Source organism: Staphylococcus sp. HMSC059F04 (genome assembly GCF_001812565.1).
Taxonomy (GTDB): Bacteria; Bacillota; Bacilli; order Staphylococcales; family Staphylococcaceae; genus Staphylococcus; species Staphylococcus lugdunensis.
This window is the reverse complement of sequence record NZ_KV809483.1, coordinates 51,906-72,252: the sequence shown is the minus strand read 5'-3', so window position 1 is coordinate 72,252 and position 20,347 is coordinate 51,906. Positions and strand designations below refer to the sequence as shown.

Sequence of the window (20,347 nt, the reverse complement as noted above, 5' to 3'; positions counted from 1 at the left end):
TTTCTATATTATTTCAATAGAAATTGCCTTTTTTATTTGTCCAACAACTTTATGTCACAGACTCATCATCATTTAATTTATAAATCTTGATGGAATTTAGCTTCCATGCGATATATACGAGATCCTTTATCTGCAAATTTCTGTTCATATTCTGTAAGAACATTATCTTCATTATCTTCTTCATGCAAGTTCAAATTTATTTTAGTAAAGTACATGCCAAACGTTGACATGCTTTCTAAACTATATGCAAATAATCCACGATTATCTGTCTTAAAATGAATTTCTCCATCTTTAACTAAAATTTGTCTATATAGTGCTAGAAATGTTTTATATGTTAGTCGCCTCTTTGCATGACGATTTTTAGGCCATGGATCTGAAAAATTTAAATATATACGAGACACTTCATGAGATTTAAAATAATCGGTTAATTCTATGGCATCGTTACATATCATTTTGACATTTGTTAGTCCTAAATCTTTCACTTTATCTAGTACTTTGTACATCACACTTTTTTCTCGTTCCATAGAAACGAAATTAATTTCAGGATGTTGTGAAGCTATGGTAGTTATAAATTTCCCCATGCCAGAACCAATTTCGATATAGATGGGTTGTTCTTTGTCAAACCATTCTGATATATATCCCGCATGTCTACCATCCATATCAACTAAATCTGGATGCTCTTTTAAATAATCTTCTGCCCATGGTTTATATCGAACTCTCATGCTTATCCTCCTTATATAAAAAATTGAGACTGTAAGTAGCTACATTTCTACAACTACTTATCAGCCTATTAAATAAATAAATTACTATTCATAACTTCATTAAGAAACTTCAACCAAGTATTCATATCTTTAAAACGCTTCTGTTCTTCATACCATTGCACCATGCCGATGGATTGTATGACCGTATACCATTTCATGCGTTTATTTAAATCAAGACTTTCTTGTTCACCATAAATTTTGAACCATTGAGACCATTTTCTTTCGGGAACGTAGTTGTAAAGCAACATACCAATATCAATCGCAGGATCTGCAATCATTGCACCTTCCCAATCCACTAGAAAAAGTTCATCCCTATCTGATAATAACCAATTATTATGGTTAACATCTCCATGTACGACTGTAAAAAAGCGAGCATCTAAATTTGGAATATGTTCTTCTAAATAAATAAGCGCTTTTCTCACAATATGATGGCTTAATACTTCCCTGGATAAAGAGGCGTTAATTTTGTTCAACATGATTGCTGGTGTAATTGGTTCCATTTCCATGCGTTTCAACATCGTTAGCAAGGGTTTTGAGCTATGTATTTTTTTCATTAGCTGAGCTACTCTCGTCTGTGCCATTTCAATAGGCTCTAACTCTCTGCCGTTTTTCCAATGCTGAGCTGTAACGACTTCTCCTGTCTCAATACGTTTTGTCCAAACAAGTTTTGGGACAATTCCTTCAGCTGATAAAGCTGCGATAAATGGATTTGAATTTCGTTTTAAGAAAAGCTTTTGTCCGTCTTGTTCTGCCATATAAGCTTCGCCTGAAGCACCACCTGCAGAATCAAGTGTCCACCCTAATTGATAAAACTGCTCCAACACGTTCACCTCACTTCCAATTAGAAAATGGCTCTAGAAAGAAGTTTCAAGAGCCATATATTCTAATTTATACCAGTCGTATACTTCTAAAATACGCTGGTCATAATATAATCACTAGTAGTGTGTTTTATTATATTTTTTAAAATATTGTCCCGATATTTTAATTAAATTTACCATTTAGTTTTGTTATCACTCAAAGTAAATTTTATAATTTTTAGCCTCATTTTTCAACTGAAAATGAGAAAATAAAAGTCACATTTTACTAGTCATTTATACGTCCAAAAGTTAACTTTTGCTTAGGTCTTATTATAACACATTCATCTTAAATAAGTAGTTGTAATTTCATCTTTTCACAATTTATTAAATACTTTTTTCTTGAATGTATTTGTCGAAACCTTCTTGCAACTGACGTGTTATAGGTCCTACTTTACCATCATTAACCTCTTCACCATCTAATTTAATAATTGGCATAACTTCTGCTGATGTACTAGAAATAATCACTTCATCTGCATGTTTTAAGAAATCAACATCAAATGTTTCTTCAATAAATTGAATATTATAATCATCTGCAATCCATTTAATCACTCTGCGGGTAATACCATTTAAAATGTAATTATTAACCGGATGTGTATATATTTTGCCATCTTTAATCGCATACACATTACTTGATGCACCTTCTGTAACAGTGACTCCGCGTTGCTGAATCGCCTCTGTAGCATTATATTTAACCGCATATTCTTTTGCCAATACGTTACCCAGTAAGTTTAGACTTTTAATGTCACATCTTAACCAACGTATATCTTCAACTGTGACTGCGCTAACGCCATTCTGTAATTCTTCATATGGACGATCGTAACTTTTAGCAAATGCTGTAATAACCGGCTTAACTTCTGGTGTTGGAAATGAATGATTACGTGGTGACACACCACGTGTTGCTTGAATATAAATGCCACCAGTTTCTATTTGATTTTCTTTTAGTAACTGGCGTGTTATGTCAATAAGTTCTTCTTTAGTTTTGCCTAAATCTAAACCTATTTCATCTGCACTGCGTAAAAATCTATCAAAATGTTCTTCGACTGTAAATAATTTACCTTTATATGCTCTTATATATTCATAAATACCATCACCAAAAACATAACCACGATCTTCATAAGATACTTTAGCTTCAGATTGATCTACAAATTTTCCATTTAAATATACCTTCATATTTATCCCTCCACACACAATGAATATATCGCTTCTAAGTAAATGCTTGTTGCGTCAAATAGTTGTTTTTTCGTAATATATTCATTCTTTTGATGCATTAAATCTTCAGAATCACTGAACATTGCCCCAAATGCAACACCTTTATCTAAATTGCGCGCGTATGTACCGCCACCAATTGTATAAGGTTCTGATAAATCGCCAGTTTGATTGCGGTAGGCAGTTACAAGCTTTTGAACAAACGGATCATTTTTATCTACAAAATGTGGTTGCTGTACCTTTCCTAAATCTACGTCAAATCCAAGTGATTTAATTTCATCTTCAAAGCGGTGAATTGCTTCTTCAAATTCAAATCCTAATGGATAACGTAGATTAACACCAAAACGCCCTGCATGTTCATTATCATATTCAATAATTCCTACATTGGTTGTTACATCACCCATAATATCAGTGTGGAATTTCATTCCCATTTTTTCACCAAAATGAGATTCAAATAAATAACGATTACTAAAGTCTACAAAATCTTTTGCTGTTTTGTTTAAGTTCAATGAGCCTAAAAAATGTAATAAATGTAAACCAGCATTCACGCCTAATGATGGATCCATACCATGAACTGCTTTACCATTAACAGTTAATTGTAAAACGCCACTATCAACTGTGCTATCACCCGTTAGTTTATGTTCTTGTAGATAATGTTCAAAGTGTTGAATTACATCTGTCATATTTTCTTTAACAAATACCTTTGCTTCTGCAAAATCAGGTACCATATTATAACGTTGGCCTGATTTAAATGATAACAATTCATAATCAGGTTCATCTTGATCATCTGATTTCAATTGCTGTACTAAATCAAATGTTGTGATACCCTTTTCACCATGGATAGCAGGAAATTCAGCATCAGGTGCAAAACCAAGTGTTGGCATTTCTTCTGTTTGGAAATATCTTTCAGTACACTTCCAATCAGACTCTTCATCTGTACCAATAATCATATGAATACGTTTTTTCCAATCAACATTCATATCATTTAAAATCTTAATAGCATAATAAGCTGCAATCGTAGGTCCTTTATCATCGAGTGTTCCTCTTGCTATAATGGCATCATCAGTCACAACAGGTTTAAATGGATCTGAATTCCAGCCATCTCCAGCAGGTACAACATCAACGTGACATAATATCCCCAATACATCATCGCCTTTTCCTGCTTCAATTCTTCCAGCGATATGGTCAACATCATGCGTAGCAAAACCATCTCTTTGAGCAATTTCATACATGTAATCTAATGCTTTTCTAGGTCCTGGGCCAACTGGTGCGTCCTCAGATGCTAGACTATCAACACGAACACTTTCAATTGAAAGCAGGCCGTTTAAGTCATCTATTATTTTACTTTCATATTCTTGAACCTTTTCTTTCCACATTTAGATCAACTTCCTTTTTTAATTTATATTTTCTATTCTACATAATTTATGCTATAAATTACAGTCAGATCTAAGAAGAATTACAAAATGTTCAGACAATTAGAGATTTTGGCAGTTCATTATTTAATTTTTGGCTTATTAAATGAATCATTATTTCACTAATAAAACAGAAAAATACACATCCAGCAATGCCGAATGTGTATTTTTCTATTTTAATGATACACTTTTATTTGTTTCGATTATTTTTTAAATCTTCTTCTGTCACTACACGTAAATTATTTGATGCTGATCCACCTTCATCATCAAATTTCACTTCTTCAAGTTCCTTTTGATTATCTTTTTTAGAAGTTAATTTAGATTTTTGTTCTTGAATAAAGCCTTTTGGATCATTTTTTATTTTATTCATGTATGCTTGTGGATTGTTCTTTACATCTTGAATTTTGTTTGTTGCTCTAGATCCAAGGTCATTTGCGATTTCTTTTGCATTTTCCTTGTAGCTTTCTGGATCTTCTTTGTATTTATTGTATTCTACCTTTAATTTGTCACGGTTTTCTTTTCTAGACAATATCACAGCTGCTGCCGCTGTTCCTAAACCTAGTATTACTCTGAAAAAACCTGCTTTTTTAGCCATGTAAAACACCTTCTCTTTCGAATATTATTTTAATTGCTCGATATCGGTTTGCGTTAATACACGATATTGACCCTCGTCCAACTCTTCATCTAAACGTAGGTTAGCAATTTGTATGCGTTTCAATTCTAATACCTCATTTTCAATGCTATGAAACATTCTTTTTATTTGATGATATCTTCCTTCATATATAGTAACCTTTGAGTGGTAGTCATCAATTATGGTTAGTTCAGCTGGTTTTGTCAAACCATCAGACAACATCACACCTTGTTTAAACATATACTGATTATCTTTAGTCACTGGATACTTAGAAGTTACTAAATATGTCTTAGCTACATGCTTGTTGGGGTTCATCAAATTGTGGCTAAATTGACCATCGTTAGTGATGAGTAATAAGCCCTCAGTATCTTTATCTAACCGGCCTACTGGAAATAGATCTAAATATTTATAGTCTTTTATTAAATCAATGACTGTTGCCTGTTTAGGGTCTTCGGTGGCTGAAATATAGCCTTTAGGTTTATTCAACATCAAATATACCGTTTCAACATAATCTATTTGATGACCATGAATTTGAACAACATCATGATGTGGATTGATTTGAGTTTTAGCAGATTTTTCTACTTTTCCATTAACCGTCACATTCCCCTTTTTTAAGGATTGCTTTACTTCTGTACGCGTACCTTGACCCATATGTGCTAAAAATTTATCTAGTCTCATCATCTTAAAAACCCGATTCTATTACGTACTTTTTGAGCTACATCACCTAAAAATTCATCAGCTAATTTTGTTTTAATTGTTGCAAAGCCGTAAATCATTGCGCCTATTAAAACACAGACTAAGAGAATGATCAGTGCATAGAGTTTACGCTCAACAGGTAAGAATTGTGTCAATAATAAATATGTTAACTCAACGCCAATCATCATGATAAAGCCATAAATAAATATTTTAGCAAAGTGAATAAACGTTTCGGTAAATTCAAATTTTGCATAAACCTTTAAAATAACAAAGTTTGCAATATTAGTAGCTAGTAATGCTATTGCGGTACTCAATACTGCGCCAACTGTATGGAATGCCATAATTAAAGGAATATTGAGTAATAATTTTAAAATAACTGAGCCTAAAATAACAAACACAGTTAATTTCTGTTTATCGATGCCTTGCAACATTGATGCTGTTACACTTAATAATGAAATTAATATTGCTACAGGTGCATACCAGAATAAAATAAATTGACCATCGGGATTATATTGGTAGAACACTGTATAAAGCGGTGATGCTAATGCCATAATTCCTAAACTTGCTGGAACAGTAATAAACATTAATACACCTAATGACGTTCTTATTTGACGATGCATTTCAATTAAACGTCCTTCAGCATAAGTTTTCGTAATATATGGAATTAAACTCACTGCAAACCCAGCAGCTAATGATGTTGGAATCATTACAATTTTATTGGTTGTGAAATTCAAAATAGAGAAAAAGTATCCTTGTTTTTCAAAAAAACCTACTAAATCAAGCGCATTATTATGCGTAAACATATCAACTAAATTATATAAAGAAAAGTTAAGACTTACTATAACAAATGGAATACTGTATGAAATAATCTCTTTATACATTTGAGTATAAGTCACATTCATTCCTGTTTGGTCAGAAGCCACCATTTTATCAATATGTGGTTTCCTTTTACGCCAGTAATACCACAATGTTAATATACCTGCGATTGCACCAACTGCTGCAGCAATCGTCGCTATACCATTGGCTATTAAAATTGCACCATGAAATACATGAAGTACTAAATAACTTCCAACTAATATAAAGATAATACGAGCAACTTGTTCATTTACTTCAGACACTGCTGTAGGCCCCATAGATTGATATCCCTGGAATACACCTCTCCACGTAGCTAATAAAGGAATAAAGATAACAACAACACTAATCACTCTAATGATCCAAGTAATATCAGCTACAGACCACTCACTAGCGCTTACTTCTTTACCAAGCGTTAATGTAGCTATTTCAGGAGCAAGTGCAAATAGTAATAAAAATCCAATGATTCCGGTTATAAACATAACGACAAAACTAGATTTGTAAAGCTTTTGTCCAATTTTATATGCACCTAAAGCATTGTATTTGGCTACATATTTTGATGCAGCTAATGGTACACCAGCTGTAGCAACAGCAATGGCAATATTATATGGTGTATATGCATAGTTAAATGGAATCAAATTTGTTTCAGCATCGCCACCACCAGCGCCCATGATTGCATAAAAAGGAATTACAAATAACACACCAAGTATCTTTGTAATTAAAATACTGATTGTTATTAGAAAGGTACCACGTACCATTTCTTTATTCTCACTCATAATTATCTTCCTACCTTTAGTTTAAACTCTTCTTAAAAAGCTTAAATAATAATCAAGACTTACATTATTATAAAATATATCATAAATCGCACAACGTTTCCCAACAACTTTGTAAAATTTTGCGCAGATTTTATTTAATTATAGTAACTATAGATGCTCTTGTATTAGTTACACATTTATGCAAATCTTAAAATAATTAATTTTAAAATATGTTATTAACCAATCCTTGATTATATGAATAACGCATCAAAAAATAAATTTTATGGAGTCAGGGACATCATTATGTTTTGGACTATAAACTAAATATTGGCAGTAGTTGACTGGATTGAAAATACGCTAATACTAAACTTTTTTCAATCCTAGTCAACCTTGCCGGGGCGGTACTACGAATTCATGATAAATTCTGTCCCGCTCTCAATTTTTTCAGCTTGTTTGAATGTGAATTGACAACGTACACTTAATAATGTCATAAGCAATTGGGACATTGCAAATAATAATGTAGCCATATAGTGTAAGTGTCGTATACAATAGCAGTAGTAACTATTGGAGGATTCAACTATGTATCAAACAATTATAATAGGAGGCGGTCCAAGTGGCTTAATGGCTGCAGTTGCAGCAAGCCAATCAGGACAACGTGTATTATTAATAGAAAAGAAAAAAGGTTTAGGACGCAAGTTGAAGATTTCAGGTGGTGGACGCTGTAATGTCACAAATCGCTTACCTTATGAAGAAATAATTAAAAATATTCCAGGTAACGGAAAATTTTTATACAGTCCATTTTCAACATTTGATAATGAATCTATTATTCAATTCTTTGAATCCCGAGCTGTTAAACTAAAAGAAGAAGATCATGGCCGCATGTTTCCCGTCTCAAACAAAGCCCAAGATGTTGTAAATGCTTTAGTTCAAACGATTCATTCTCAGCATGTCGATATAATTGAAGAAACACCTGTAACTCGTATTGAAAAATCAACAAATGATAGTTTTATCGTACATACCCAATCTAAAAGTTATAATGGCAAAACATTAGTGATTGCAACTGGTGGGACTAGTGTGCCACAAACCGGTTCAACTGGAGATGGCTATCGTTTTGCACAAGCAATGGGACATACGATTACCGAATTATTCCCCACGGAAGTACCTATCACATCAAACGAGTCTTTTATTAAAGAACAACGCTTAAAAGGTCTAAGCCTTAAAGATGTTTGTTTATCAGTACATAAGAAAAACGGTAAAATACGTATTAGTCACAAAATGGACATGATTTTCACCCACTTTGGGATAAGCGGCCCCGCTGCATTAAGATGTAGCCAATTTATTTACAAAGAACAGAAACAGCAAAAAACGCAACAAATAACAATGTCTTTAGATGTATTTCCAGATTTAAATAAAGACAAATTAAGTCAAAAAATTAATAAGCGTATTCAATCACAGCCAAATAAAATTATAAAAAATAGTTTACATGGTTTAATTGAAGAACGTTACTTAATATTTGCGTTAGAACATGCAAACATTAATGATGACATGACAGGACATCACTTTTCAAATCAGCAATTGCAACAACTTGTTGAAATATTTAAAGGATTTAAATTTAAAGTTAACGGCACATTACCTATAGATAAAGCATTTGTAACTGGCGGCGGTGTTTCCTTAAAAGAAATTTGGCCTAAAACAATGATGTCTAAACTTGAACCAGGTTTATTTTTGTGTGGAGAAGTCTTAGATATTCACGGTTATACTGGTGGTTATAATATTACTAGCGCCCTTGTGACTGGACATGTCGCAGGCCTCAATGCCGGAAGTTATTTATACCATTAATTTTAAGCTAGCATTTTTTAAATCGTGTTTAGACTTGGCTTTAAAAAATAAACACCCATTTAGTAACGGTAGCTAAATGGGTGTTTATTAAATCTATTAAAATTCATTTACTTAAAAATTAAATACGTTTTATTTCTAATCCTTCATTGCCCCAAGCTTTCATACCGCCTTCTACATTGACTGCATGAATATCTTGTTTTTCTAAATATCGAGCTACTTTTTCACTTCGAACACCTGCAGCACAAATAATATAGTAAGTATCATTTGTATTAAAATAATCAATATTTGATTCAATTTTATCCATAGGAATCGTTTCTGCACCAGGTATGATACCCATAGATGTTTCCTCATCTGTACGAACATCAACAATATTAACTGGATTAGATTCTAATACTTTATTTTTCAAATCTTCAACAGTTATTGAATCCATTATTCAACACTCCTTTAGTTATTTTGCTACAATATTTACTAGTTTTTGAGGGACTGCTATTACTTTCTTAATTTCTTTACCATCTATAGCCATTTTAACATTTTCATTTTCTAATGCTAATTCTTGCATTTCTTCTTTGGACAGCTCTTTAGGTATGGTTAGTTTTGCACGCACTTTACCATTTACTTGAACGACAATTTCAACTTCACTATCAACCAACAGTGTTTCATTATAAGTTGGCCATGGCTGATAAGTAATCGTTTCATCATGTCCTAATTTTTGCCATAATTCTTCACCTATGTGTGGCGCAATAGGCGCAAGCATCTTCACAAAGCCTTCCGCATATGGTTGATAAATTTCATCTACTTTATAACATTCATTAATAAAGACCATCAACTGACTGATAGCAGTATTAAAATTCAATGTATCAAAGTCTTCTGTCACTTTTTTAACCGTTTGATTATATACTTTATCTAATGATTTATTATTTGATTCAACAAATTTTTGAGATAGGCTATCATCTTCATTGATAAATAAACGCCAAACTCGGTCTAAGAAACGTCTTGAGCCATCTAAACCATTCTCACTCCAGGCAATAGCAGCATCCAAAGGCCCCATAAACATTTCATAAAGTCGTAAAGTGTCAGCACCATGAGAATTTACAATATCATCTGGGTTAACAACATTACCTTTGGATTTACTCATTTTCTCATTGCCTTCACCTAAAATCATACCTTGGTTAAATAATTTTTGGAATGGCTCTTTTGTTGGAACTACGCCTAAATCATATAAGACTTTATGCCAGAATCGAGCATACAACAAATGAAGTACTGCGTGCTCAACGCCACCGATGTATAAATCAACTGGTAACCAATGCTTTAATTTTTCTGGATCTGCTAACATTTGCTCATTATGAGGATCAATATAACGTAAGTAATACCAACAGCTGCCAGCCCATTGTGGCATTGTGTTCGTTTCACGACGACCTCTCATTCCCGTTTCTTCATCTACAACATTAACAAAATCATCTATATTAGCTAATGGTGATTCACCTGTTCCAGACGGTTTAATTTCATCAGTTTCTGGTAATAATAGTGGTAATTCTTCTTCTGGTACCGTCGTCATTGTTCCATCTTCCCAATGAATGATTGGTATTGGTTCACCCCAATAACGCTGTCTACTAAATAACCAGTCACGCAACTTATAGTTAACTTTTTTCTCACCGGCACCTTTTGCTTCTAATAAATCAATTGCTTTAGCAATAGCCTGTTCATTATTTAAACCATCTAAGTCACCAGAGTTAACGTGCTCTCCTGCACCAGTATAAGCCTCTTTTTGAACATCTCCACCAGCAATAACTTCTATAATCGGCAAATTAAATTTAACCGCAAATTCGTGGTCGCGTTCATCATGAGCAGGCACTGCCATAACAGCTCCAGTACCATAACTAGATAATACATAATCAGCAATCCAAATCGGTAATTTTTCACCAGATAAAGGATTAATCGCATATGCGCCAGTAAAAACACCAGATTTATCTTTTGCCAAATCCGTACGCTCAAGGTCAGATTTTTTAGATGCAGCTTCTTGATATTTCTTAACTTCTTCAAATTTTTCAGTTGTTGTAATTTTTTCCACAAGCGCATGCTCTGGACTTAATACTAAGAAAGTCGTACCAAAAATCGTATCTGGACGCGTAGTGAAGACGTCTATTGTGTCATTCTCTCCTTCAACTTTGAAAGAAACACGTGCCCCTTCTGAGCGACCAATCCAATTACGCTGCATATCTTTTATCGATTCAGGCCAATCTAAGTCATCCAAATCTTCTAGTAGTCGATCGGCATATTCTGTGATCTTGAGTACCCATTGTTTCATAGGTCTACGGTATACAGGATGGCCTCCTCGTTCAGAAACACCATCAACAACCTCTTCATTAGATAAAACCGTGCCAAGTGCTGGACACCAGTTTACCGCTACTTCATCAACATAAGCTAACCCCTTATTATAAAGTTGGATAAAAATCCATTGTGTCCATTTATAATATTCAGGATCTGTTGTATTAACTTCTCTATCCCAATCATAACTAAATCCTAATTCTTGAATTTGACGTTTAAAAGTTTGAATATTTTGTTTCGTAAATGCTCGTGGATCGTTTCCAGTATCAAGTGCATATTGTTCTGCAGGTAAGCCAAACGCATCCCAGCCCATTGGATGTAAGACGTTATAGCCTTGCATACGTTTATAGCGTGAAATAATATCCGTAGCAGTATATCCTTCTGGATGTCCTACGTGTAAACCAGCACCTGATGGATAAGGAAACATATCTAAGGCATAAAATTTCTTTTGTCCCAAGTTATCACTTGTCTTAAATGTTTGATTATCTAGCCAGAAACATTGCCATTTTTTTTCGATTTTTTTGTGATTGTAATTCACTTTTTTTCCTCCTACTCAATAAAAAAACACCTCATACTATTATAAATAAAGTATAGGGACGACAATTATGCCGCGGTACCACCCTAGTTCACATATATGTGCACTTAATTAAATAGTAAGAGATGTATATTACATTAAATAACGGTAAGTTCACTTAATACTTAACGCTAGTTTACACCACCACTAGCTCTCTGTTGAAAAATATTTAAGTTACTACTCCAATACACTTTAATATTATTGGATAATGCAACTGATTGCAAGTGCAAGTTATTACATAACTGAACAATTAATATAGAAGCCTAGCTCAGTCAATTAACATGGTTATATTGTTTTATCCTTAGACATATTTTTATCAAAAACAGCTAAAAAACACAATGCTATGCTTAATAACACAATCATGCCAATAAACATGGTACTCATATTAAAGGCATCGACTAAAATACCACCTATAAGTGGCCCAAATGCTTTACCGACCGTAGAAGCTGAATTAACAAACCCCTGATACTGTCCTTGTTTACCATCAGGCGCTAAAAAATTCGCGATAGTTGGGACAGCAGGCCAAACGAACATTTCGCCAAATGTTAATATAATCATACCAATGAGAAAGACACTAAATTGTTCAGCAAAACTAGTCACTAAAAACGACACCATAAAAATAATAATACCTACAATCATTTGTTTTTTTATATTTCCTTTGAGTATACGAATTACCGGACTTATCAAAGGCTGTGCAACTAAAATCATAATACCATTCACTGTCCACAATATACTATATTGCGACATTGAGATATCGATGTCTTGTGTAAATGAAGCAATCGTACTTTCCCATTGTATATATGCAATCCAACAAATACTAAACATAATACATAAAAGGATTAATGCTTTAAATCTGCGTTTTTGGTCTTTATTTTCCAACTCAAGATTATCTGGCTTGTGCATCTTTACAGAATACTCGAGATTGAATTGTGTGACAGCTACAATCGCGAATAGCACATACATTAATAAATTTGCAATAAAAATATAGTTAAAACTAAGCTCAGCAACAAAACCTCCTAAAGCAGCACCAAGTGCGACACCAATATTTTGAGCTAAGTAGATAGCATTAAACGTTTGCCGTCCACCATTGGGCCACACTGCTCCGGCCATAGCATAAATTGCTGGTACAATCATGCCACCACCAAAACCAAGCATAACTAACCATACTGCATACAAAGGCCAACCATGGAAAAAATTTAGCATCGTTGTACTAACTAAACACACAGCAGTTCCAGTTAAAATCGTACGATAACCACCTAATTTATCAAACAAACTACCACCTAATAAGTTACCAACAACCATACCAAATGAATTTATCATTAACACAATACCTGCAATAGTAAGGCTTTTATCGAGCTCTTCTTTCATATATATCGTATTTAAAGGCCATAAAAAACTAGAACCGGTAATATTGAGCGCCATGCCTATTACCAGCATCCATACTGATTTAGGTATATTCATATACTGAGTCCTTTCTCTCTCTTTTCTCAATCTACAATAGACACTATAACATTAAAATATGTTAAAATCTTTACTTAGAAACAATTAGAAAGGAAAATGTCTTATGGGTAAATATTTCCCGTATGCTTTTGAGAATAAACGCTATCATACTTGGAATTACCATTTAAAAAATAAATTTGGCCAAAAAATATTTAAAGTGGCATTAGATGGCGGCTTTGACTGCCCTAATCGTGACGGAACTGTTGCACATGGTGGTTGTACATTTTGTTCTGCGGCTGGTAGCGGCGATTTTGCTGGAAATCGAGCTGATCCTATTGAAGTTCAATTTCAACAAATCAAAGCAAAAATGCATGAGAAATGGCATGAAGGAAAATACATTGCCTACTTTCAAGCGTTCACTAATACACACGCCCCTGTTGAAATACTAAAGGAAAAATATGAACCTGTATTACAAGAAGAAGGTGTTGTAGGATTATCCATTGCCACGCGTCCAGACTGTTTACCAGATGATGTAGTAGAATACCTTGCTGAGCTAAACAAACGCACATACTTATGGGTTGAATTAGGACTCCAAACGATACATCAGTCTACATCTGATTTAATAAATCGTGCACACGATATGCAAACATATTATGATGGGGTCGCTAAATTAAGAAAACATAATATTAATATCTGTACGCATATTATTAATGGTTTACCTGGCGAAGATTACGATATGATGATGGCCACAGCCCGTGAAGTTGCCAAAATGGATGTTCAAGGCATAAAAATACATCTACTTCATTTATTAAAAGGAACACCTATGGTAAAACAGTACGATAAGGGTTTACTAAAATTTATGAGTCAGCAAGAATATACTAACCTAGTATGTGATCAACTTGAAATCTTACCCCCAGAGATGATAATTCATCGTATTACAGGCGATGGACCCATTGATTTGATGGTAGGACCAATGTGGAGTGTTAACAAGTGGGAAGTTTTAAATAATATCGATGATGAGCTCGCTAGACGTAATTCTTATCAAGGGAAATTTCACAAAGAACGGGTTCAAATATGAAATTAGAACGCATTCTTCCCTTTGCTAAATCTTTAATTACGTCTCATATCCAAAGTGATAGTATTGTGATTGATGCTACATGTGGTAATGGATTCGATACATTATTCTTAGCTCAACACGTTCCAAAAGGTCATGTATATGGTTTTGACATACAACAACAAGCAATTGATAACACTGCTAAGAAGATCAAATCATTTAAAAACGTATCATTAATACATGATAGTCATGAATATATCTCAGACCACTTAATATCTGCTCATAAAAATAAAATCACTGCAGCAATCTTTAATTTAGGCTACCTACCAAAAGGTGATAAATCAATTGTCACCCAGCCTGAATCAACTATACGCGCTATTGACGCCATATTTGAACAGTTAACGATTGAAGGCATTATTGTAGTTGTTATTTATCACGGCCATTTTCAAGGCAAACTAGAACGTGATGCATTACTTGATTATTTCAGCAATATAGATCAAACAAAGGCTCAAGTTCTACAATATCAATTTATAAATCAACGTAATGACGCTCCATTCATCTGCGCAATAGAAAAAATCAATTAAAATGCTTAGTCTATAAGTCGCTATTTCCTGACTATAGACTAAGCATTTTTCTAGATATTTAAAATTGAAGTGAAACTTGTTTGCATGGAATTTGATTTTTTGTGTACTGCATCACAAATGAATTTTAATAAGTCATCACGTTTACCATTTTGATTTTCATTGTAATGAATGATAACTGTACGCTCATCATCTTGAGGGCGTTCTTTGTAAATCCATTCTAAATTTACAAGGTTATTGTATGTGCGTGTACGTTTATAAGACTTAATCTTTACAAAACTATCCATTTCTTTTAACGTCATCGACCCTTTTTGCCATAGCGTTAGTAAAATTAAGATTTCTTCTTTTGTCATGCCGTATTCTTTCTCAATAACGTCGAAAATTGAATTGATGTCCATTAGTAGCGCTTCTAATTTTAATAATCCAGATACTTGGTCTATCGTTTGCTCGCTCACTAAAATCTCTCCCTGTCATAAAACTAAATAATACAATTTACCGATGATAAAGAATGTTGTTGCATTGTTAAAACCCTTAATAAACTTTTAATAATTTAATTGTCTTTTTATTTAATCACAACTATAACCATAAACTTGGTGCTAACATCAGCAAATTGCTAATTATTCATGTAGATTTTTATCCAATTAATTATTAATAAATTTATATGTATAAAATATACCAATTTCTATGTAGATATGCAACTAAACCATTTGTATTATGAATTTATTGTTTTAAATAAACACCGACACAATTAATGCCATCACACATAAGTAGTCTTCAATATTATAAAAACAAACTTTATTATGCGCACTTTAGCAGATGCGTAACAACAATTTATACTGTCACATTCCAAATAAAAAACACAAAAAACCTTTAGAAAGTATAAGTTCCATAACTCTCTCAAGCAGATAATTCAGGTTGCATCATAAATAGGTCTTTCAATATCTTTTATTTATTCAATATCCTCTATTTCTTCTTCTTTAACGATAAATCCCATCGTATTTACACTATTATTTAGAAATGTTAATACATATCGCATGACTTGATCACGTTCAGGCTCATTTTGGATTTCATGATATAAACCTTGCCATTTTTTATAATAGAATTCATCAGATTTTAGATTTTCTTTTAATTTAATTATCGCTTTAGGTTCGACAATCGCATCTTCAGAACCATGCATTAGTAATGTAGGTATTGATTTTACGTCCCCAACGTAATCTAATGTTTCTTTCATTTCTTCCACAACAGTATTGTACCAATGATATGTTACTTTTTTTAACATCAAACCATCATTAACCGTTTCTTCTCTTATTTCTTCATTTCTAGTCAACTGTTCAACTTCAATATTAACTTTAAAACGCGTATCTTTGGATACTTTTCCAATATTAGAAATTAAAATGTCTTTCCGTGTTGTCTTGTTCTTTTGTAATTCTAATAATGGTGAAAATAAAATCATACCCTCAATAGGCAATCGATCTACCTTTTCTAATAAATTAAGTATGATTAATCCTCCTAGACCAATCCCCATAACAAATGTAGGTAATTTATAATCATTTGCGAGTTTAATCCATTCTAAAACATGTTCATGATATTCATTAAAGTTTTTAATTTGCCCCTTGTTTGCACGTGAAGTCTGCCCTTGTCCTGGCAAATCACCCATAATCACATGATAACCATTTCTTCTTAACATCGTAATAACATAAGCATAACGCCCTGTATGCTCTAACATATTATGGACAATAACAACTACGCCTTTAGCATTATTTTCTGTTTCCCATTTCCACATGACTTATTAGTCCCTTCTACATAAACTCTACAGCTTAAATTATAGCAAATATCAGCTTAATATGGCTAACACTCTAATTGACTCAAGAAAACATTTCTGCAATAAATTGAACTTGAAGCAAAACGTATGACCGATATTGAAAACGCTTTCTCTTACGAATATTTCATGCTAAACTATTTATAAAATATATTGATTATAATATTGGAGGTTTACTACATGACACTATTTAGGGATTTCTTCATCGCTTTATCAAATAATACATATTTAAATCAAACAGCTAAGAAAATCGGCCCCAAAATGGGTGCAAATAAAGTCGTAGCAGGTAATACCATTCCAGAACTAATAGATACAATTGAAAGGCTTAATGAAAAAAATATCGCTGTTACCGTTGATAATTTGGGAGAGTTTGTAGGTACACGCGAAGAAGCCACAACAGCAAAGAATGAAATTCTCACTATAATGGATGCCATTAATGCATATAATGTAGATGCCCATGTATCTATTAAATTAAGTTTACTAGGAGGAGAATTTGATTTACAATTTGCTTTTGATAATTTACGTGAAATTTTATTGAAAGCTAATGAATATCAAAATATGCACGTCAATATTGATACTGAAAAATATGACAGTTTGCAGCAAATTATTCAAGCGCTTGATAAATTTAAGGGAGAATTTAAAAATGTCGGCACAGTTATACAAGCATATTTGTACGATGCTGATGAACTCATCGAACGTTTTCCAGATTTAAGATTACGATTGGTTAAAGGTGCCTATAAAGAAGATGCTTCCATTGCTTATCAAACAAAAGAAGATATTGATAGCAACTATATTAAATTAATTGAGAAACGTTTGCTAAATGCGCGTAATAAAACATCCATTGCGACACATGACGATCGAATTATCAATCATGTCAAACAATTCGTCAAAGATCACCATATTAAAAATGATGATTTTGAATTTCAAATGTTATATGGATTCCGTTCAGAACTAGCTGAACAAATCGCAAGAGAAGGCTATCATTTCACCATTTATGTTCCATATGGTAATGACTGGTTTAGCTATTTTATGCGTCGTCTAGCAGAGCGTCCTCAAAACTTATCACTAGCAGTTAAAGAATTTGTTGATACTAAATCTCTCAAAAAAGTTAGCGCGATAATTGGTATTTCTGCATTGTTACTTTTGATTACGAAAATTATAAAATAATAACGACACATATAAAGGGAGCAGGACTTCGAATTCACAATAAATTTTATCCTGCTCCCAAATTTATAGACTAAACATTATAGTTGTTGCAATAAGTTGGCCATTTCAATTGCACTGACTGCCGCTTCAGATCCTTTATTGCCAGCTTTAGTACCAGCGCGTTCTACAGCCTGCTCAATGCTTTCAGTTGTTAATATTCCGAAAATAACTGGTGTATCTGATACATCATTCGCTCTTGCAACCCCTTTAGACACTTCATTGCACACATAATCATAGTGAGAAGTTGCACCTCTAATTACACAACCCAATGTTATGATTGCATTATAATGTTTTTTTTGTGCTAATTTTCTAGCTACAAGCGGTATTTCAAACGCACCAGGAACATAGGCAACATCAATATTACTATCATTGACATCATGGCGTATTAATGTATCTTTAGCACCTTCTAATAGTCGATTTGTAATAAAATCATTAAATCGACTTACTACTATCGCAATTTTCAACTCTGAACCAACTAATTTACCTTCAAAATTCATTTTTATAACCTCCTAGATTAAATGACCCATTTTAATTTTTTTCGTTTCCATATAATCATGGTTGTGTGTTGTTTCTGGAACAATGACTTCAATACGCTTTGCAATTTCTATATCATATTCACTTAGCCCTTCAAATTTTTTCGGATTATTACTTAACAAATTAACTTGCTTGACATTAAAATATTTTAGAATTTGACTAGCAACCTTATAATCACGTAAATCTTCATCAAATCCAAGAGCTAAATTCGCAGTTACCGTATCATAGCCTTGCTCTATTAACTCGTAAGCACGAAGTTTATTTATAAGTCCGATACCTCTGCCTTCTTGGGGTAAATAAATCACCATTCCACCATGTTCATTAATATATTTTAAGGACGATTCAAGTTGCGCACCACAGTCACATCGTTGACTATGAAAAATATCACCAGTTAAACATGCTGAATGAATTCTTACATTTTCAGTAGTTCTTGGCTCTCCTTTAGTAATAACAACGATTTCATCCTGTGTAAGTGTTGAATCAAATCCATACATTTCAAAGTTGCCAAAATCTGTTGGCATATTTACCTTTGCTCTTAAGTTCACCTGTATATCATGCTGATGTCTATATTCTATGATTTGTTTTATAGAAATAAGCTTAAGCTGGTGTGTTTCTTTAAACTTTTCTAATTGTTCTCCTTTAGCCATCGAACCATCGTCATTCATAATTTCACAAATAACTCCTGCAGGTGCTGCACCTGTCATTTTAGCTAAATCAACCGTTGCTTCAGTATGACCTTCACGTTCTAAAACGCCATTATCTTTAGCAATAAGTGGAAATAAATGACCAGGTTTATGAAAATCTTCAGCCATTGTATCAGTGGCAATTAAAGACCGTGCCGTAGTCATGCGTTCAATTGCACTAATTCCCGTTGTCGTTGTATAGTGATCAATACTTACAGTAAAGTTTGTACCATAGTCATCTGAATTTTGCATTACCATTGGTTTTAACTCTAAACGTTCGGCAATATCAGTGGAAATTGGCGTACAAATCAAGCCACGACCGTGCTTAGCCATAAAATTAATCGTTTGATCTTGCATCCATTGTGTTACTGCAACAAGATCTCCCTCATTTTCTCTATCTTCATCATCTACAACAATTATAGTTTCTCCTTTTTTTAACGCTTGAAGTGCCTCTTCAATGGTGTCAAATTGCATATTTAATCCCCCTTAAAAACCATATGATTTTAACTTATCTAATGTTAAAGTATTGGAATTTTTATTAATGATTGTGGCTACATATTTGAATAAAACATCTGTCTCTAAATGTACAAAGTCTCCTTGTTTCTTATCTGCTAAAATTGTTGAGCGCCGTGTTTCTGGTATGAGATGTATATCAAAAGATGATTCACGTATATCAAATACTGTCAAACTAACGCCATCGACTGCAATTGATCCTTGCTTCACAAGTTGTTTAATGATTGTTTGTGATGCTGAAATTTGAATTACTTTTGAATCGGCTGTCTGATTGATTTTTGTAATTGTACCTAATTCATCAACATGGCCTAGAACAAAATGGCCACCAAATCTACCATTGCTGTGCATCGCGCGTTCTAGGTTCACTTCTTGATGACGCTGAACATTAGCAAGATAGGTTTTATCTTCTGTACCATGTATGACTTGCACTGAAAAATGATTGCTATTAAAGTCTGTCACTGTCAGGCAAGTCCCGTTAACGCTTATAGAATCACCAATATGCATATCATCAATAATCCTTTCAGCTTTAATGATAAGTGTGCGTACTGATTGATCATTACGTATTTCAACAATGGTTCCAATTTCTTCTACGATTCCTGTAAACATGGT

General features: G+C 33.3%; 19 protein-coding genes and 1 other annotated feature. Of the genes, 4 read left to right on the top strand and 15 right to left on the bottom strand.

Annotated features, from left to right (window positions below; all coding sequences use genetic code 11):
* Positions 1-77: 77 nt before the first annotated feature.
* The 7 genes from trmB to HMPREF2864_RS11700 all read right to left on the bottom strand — a co-directional run bounded on the left by trmB (position 78) and on the right by HMPREF2864_RS11700 (position 7,191).
* Positions 78-722, bottom strand: coding sequence for a tRNA (guanosine(46)-N7)-methyltransferase TrmB (gene trmB / locus HMPREF2864_RS11730; protein WP_002458823.1), 645 nt, complete (start codon positions 720-722; stop codon positions 78-80).
* A gap of 68 nt (positions 723-790) precedes the next feature.
* Complete coding sequence (locus HMPREF2864_RS11725; protein ID WP_002492623.1) at positions 791-1,582, bottom strand: phosphotransferase family protein; 792 nt, start codon at positions 1,580-1,582, stop codon at positions 791-793.
* A 360-nt stretch (positions 1,583-1,942) separates the two neighbouring features.
* Positions 1,943-2,788: a D-amino-acid transaminase gene (gene dat, locus HMPREF2864_RS11720; protein ID WP_070544779.1), complete on the bottom strand. Its 846-nt coding sequence runs from the start codon at positions 2,786-2,788 to the stop codon at positions 1,943-1,945.
* Positions 2,789-2,790: 2 nt separating this feature from the next.
* Positions 2,791-4,200: a dipeptidase PepV gene (pepV, locus tag HMPREF2864_RS11715; protein WP_070544780.1), complete on the bottom strand. Its 1,410-nt coding sequence runs from the start codon at positions 4,198-4,200 to the stop codon at positions 2,791-2,793.
* Between the two features lie 226 nt (positions 4,201-4,426).
* Positions 4,427-4,831 carry a YtxH domain-containing protein gene (locus tag HMPREF2864_RS11710; protein WP_002478014.1) on the bottom strand — a complete coding sequence of 135 codons (405 nt, stop codon included), beginning with the start codon at positions 4,829-4,831 and terminating at the stop codon, positions 4,427-4,429.
* Between the two features lie 24 nt (positions 4,832-4,855).
* The gene (locus tag HMPREF2864_RS11705; RefSeq protein ID WP_037542878.1) at positions 4,856-5,545 is read right to left on the bottom strand and encodes a pseudouridine synthase; all 690 of its coding nucleotides are present in this window, start codon (positions 5,543-5,545) and stop codon (positions 4,856-4,858) included.
* On the bottom strand, positions 5,545-7,191 hold the full coding sequence (locus HMPREF2864_RS11700) for a putative polysaccharide biosynthesis protein (protein WP_070544781.1): 1,647 nt from the start codon (positions 7,189-7,191) through the stop codon (positions 5,545-5,547). Before HMPREF2864_RS11700 ends, HMPREF2864_RS11705 begins: the two co-directional genes overlap by 1 nt.
* A gap of 558 nt (positions 7,192-7,749) precedes the next feature.
* Here HMPREF2864_RS11700 and HMPREF2864_RS11695 point away from each other — a divergent pair.
* Positions 7,750-9,009, top strand: a complete 1,260-nt coding sequence (locus HMPREF2864_RS11695; RefSeq protein WP_060795165.1) for a BaiN/RdsA family NAD(P)/FAD-dependent oxidoreductase — start codon at positions 7,750-7,752, stop codon at positions 9,007-9,009.
* Positions 9,010-9,127: 118 nt separating this feature from the next.
* Here the strand turns inward: HMPREF2864_RS11695 and HMPREF2864_RS11690 are convergent, their stop codons facing one another.
* From HMPREF2864_RS11690 to HMPREF2864_RS11680, 3 genes are all read right to left on the bottom strand, one after another.
* Entirely contained in the window at positions 9,128-9,439 is a 312-nt protein-coding gene (locus tag HMPREF2864_RS11690; RefSeq protein ID WP_002458814.1) for a rhodanese-like domain-containing protein, read from the bottom strand.
* An 18-nt stretch (positions 9,440-9,457) separates the two neighbouring features.
* Complete coding sequence (gene leuS, locus HMPREF2864_RS11685; protein ID WP_070572240.1) at positions 9,458-11,872, bottom strand: leucine--tRNA ligase; 2,415 nt, start codon at positions 11,870-11,872, stop codon at positions 9,458-9,460.
* Positions 11,873-11,923: 51 nt separating this feature from the next.
* Positions 11,924-12,108 (bottom strand) — a binding site (T-box leader).
* An 85-nt stretch (positions 12,109-12,193) separates the two neighbouring features.
* Positions 12,194-13,369, bottom strand: a complete 1,176-nt coding sequence (locus tag HMPREF2864_RS11680) for an MDR family MFS transporter (protein WP_070544783.1) — start codon at positions 13,367-13,369, stop codon at positions 12,194-12,196.
* A gap of 103 nt (positions 13,370-13,472) precedes the next feature.
* On the opposite strand from HMPREF2864_RS11680, the gene HMPREF2864_RS11675 reads away from it, so the two are divergent.
* Both HMPREF2864_RS11675 and HMPREF2864_RS11670 read left to right on the top strand, forming a co-directional pair.
* Positions 13,473-14,426, top strand: a complete 954-nt coding sequence (locus HMPREF2864_RS11675; RefSeq protein ID WP_002458811.1) for a tRNA modification radical SAM protein MnmL/YtqA — start codon at positions 13,473-13,475, stop codon at positions 14,424-14,426.
* Positions 14,423-14,986, top strand: coding sequence for a tRNA 5-(aminomethyl)-2-thiouridylate-methyltransferase MnmM (locus HMPREF2864_RS11670; RefSeq protein WP_002458810.1), 564 nt, complete (start codon positions 14,423-14,425; stop codon positions 14,984-14,986). The genes HMPREF2864_RS11675 and HMPREF2864_RS11670 overlap by 4 nt, the downstream gene beginning before the upstream one ends.
* A 50-nt stretch (positions 14,987-15,036) precedes the next feature.
* Here HMPREF2864_RS11670 and HMPREF2864_RS11665 read toward each other — a convergent pair whose 3' ends face one another.
* On the bottom strand, positions 15,037-15,438 hold the full coding sequence (locus tag HMPREF2864_RS11665; protein WP_002458809.1) for a transcriptional regulator, SarA/Rot family: 402 nt from the start codon (positions 15,436-15,438) through the stop codon (positions 15,037-15,039).
* Positions 15,439-15,932: 494 nt separating this feature from the next.
* Positions 15,933-16,766: an alpha/beta fold hydrolase gene (locus tag HMPREF2864_RS11660; RefSeq protein ID WP_002458808.1), complete on the bottom strand. Its 834-nt coding sequence runs from the start codon at positions 16,764-16,766 to the stop codon at positions 15,933-15,935.
* 216 nt (positions 16,767-16,982) lie between these two features.
* Between HMPREF2864_RS11660 and HMPREF2864_RS11655 the strand changes: the two genes are divergently transcribed.
* Positions 16,983-17,969 carry a proline dehydrogenase family protein gene (locus tag HMPREF2864_RS11655; RefSeq protein WP_002492647.1) on the top strand — a complete coding sequence of 329 codons (987 nt, stop codon included), beginning with the start codon at positions 16,983-16,985 and terminating at the stop codon, positions 17,967-17,969.
* A 77-nt stretch (positions 17,970-18,046) separates the two neighbouring features.
* Here the strand turns inward: HMPREF2864_RS11655 and ribE (HMPREF2864_RS11650) are convergent, their stop codons facing one another.
* The 3 genes from ribE (HMPREF2864_RS11650) to ribE (HMPREF2864_RS11640) are packed head-to-tail and all read right to left on the bottom strand — an operon-like array spanning position 18,047 to position 20,344.
* Complete coding sequence (gene ribE / locus HMPREF2864_RS11650; protein ID WP_070544784.1) at positions 18,047-18,505, bottom strand: 6,7-dimethyl-8-ribityllumazine synthase; 459 nt, start codon at positions 18,503-18,505, stop codon at positions 18,047-18,049.
* Between the two features lie 12 nt (positions 18,506-18,517).
* Positions 18,518-19,699, bottom strand: a complete 1,182-nt coding sequence (locus HMPREF2864_RS11645; protein WP_002478008.1) for a bifunctional 3,4-dihydroxy-2-butanone-4-phosphate synthase/GTP cyclohydrolase II — start codon at positions 19,697-19,699, stop codon at positions 18,518-18,520.
* 12 nt (positions 19,700-19,711) lie between these two features.
* Positions 19,712-20,344, bottom strand: coding sequence for a riboflavin synthase (ribE, locus tag HMPREF2864_RS11640; protein ID WP_002458804.1), 633 nt, complete (start codon positions 20,342-20,344; stop codon positions 19,712-19,714).
* Positions 20,345-20,347 lie beyond the last annotated feature (3 nt).

Bases quoted from the DNA above. Each gene is read 5' to 3' on its own strand.
- trmB (WP_002458823.1), bottom strand. From the start codon at position 722: ATGAGAGTTCGATATAAACCATGGGCAGAAGATTATTTAAAAGAGCAT.
- dat (WP_070544779.1), bottom strand. From the start codon at position 2,788: ATGAAGGTATATTTAAATGGAAAATTTGTAGATCAATCTGAAGCTAAA.
- pepV (WP_070544780.1), bottom strand. From the start codon at position 4,200: ATGTGGAAAGAAAAGGTTCAAGAATATGAAAGTAAAATAATAGATGAC.
- HMPREF2864_RS11710 (WP_002478014.1), bottom strand. From the start codon at position 4,831: ATGGCTAAAAAAGCAGGTTTTTTCAGAGTAATACTAGGTTTAGGAACA.
- HMPREF2864_RS11705 (WP_037542878.1), bottom strand. From the start codon at position 5,545: ATGAGACTAGATAAATTTTTAGCACATATGGGTCAAGGTACGCGTACA.
- HMPREF2864_RS11700 (WP_070544781.1), bottom strand. From the start codon at position 7,191: ATGAGTGAGAATAAAGAAATGGTACGTGGTACCTTTCTAATAACAATC.
- HMPREF2864_RS11695 (WP_060795165.1), top strand. From the start codon at position 7,750: ATGTATCAAACAATTATAATAGGAGGCGGTCCAAGTGGCTTAATGGCT.
- HMPREF2864_RS11690 (WP_002458814.1), bottom strand. From the start codon at position 9,439: ATGGATTCAATAACTGTTGAAGATTTGAAAAATAAAGTATTAGAATCT.
- HMPREF2864_RS11680 (WP_070544783.1), bottom strand. From the start codon at position 13,369: ATGAATATACCTAAATCAGTATGGATGCTGGTAATAGGCATGGCGCTC.
- HMPREF2864_RS11675 (WP_002458811.1), top strand. From the start codon at position 13,473: ATGGGTAAATATTTCCCGTATGCTTTTGAGAATAAACGCTATCATACT.
- HMPREF2864_RS11670 (WP_002458810.1), top strand. From the start codon at position 14,423: ATGAAATTAGAACGCATTCTTCCCTTTGCTAAATCTTTAATTACGTCT.
- HMPREF2864_RS11660 (WP_002458808.1), bottom strand. From the start codon at position 16,766: ATGTGGAAATGGGAAACAGAAAATAATGCTAAAGGCGTAGTTGTTATT.
- HMPREF2864_RS11655 (WP_002492647.1), top strand. From the start codon at position 16,983: ATGACACTATTTAGGGATTTCTTCATCGCTTTATCAAATAATACATAT.
- ribE (WP_070544784.1), bottom strand. From the start codon at position 18,505: ATGAATTTTGAAGGTAAATTAGTTGGTTCAGAGTTGAAAATTGCGATA.
- HMPREF2864_RS11645 (WP_002478008.1), bottom strand. From the start codon at position 19,699: ATGCAATTTGACACCATTGAAGAGGCACTTCAAGCGTTAAAAAAAGGA.
- ribE (WP_002458804.1), bottom strand. From the start codon at position 20,344: ATGTTTACAGGAATCGTAGAAGAAATTGGAACCATTGTTGAAATACGT.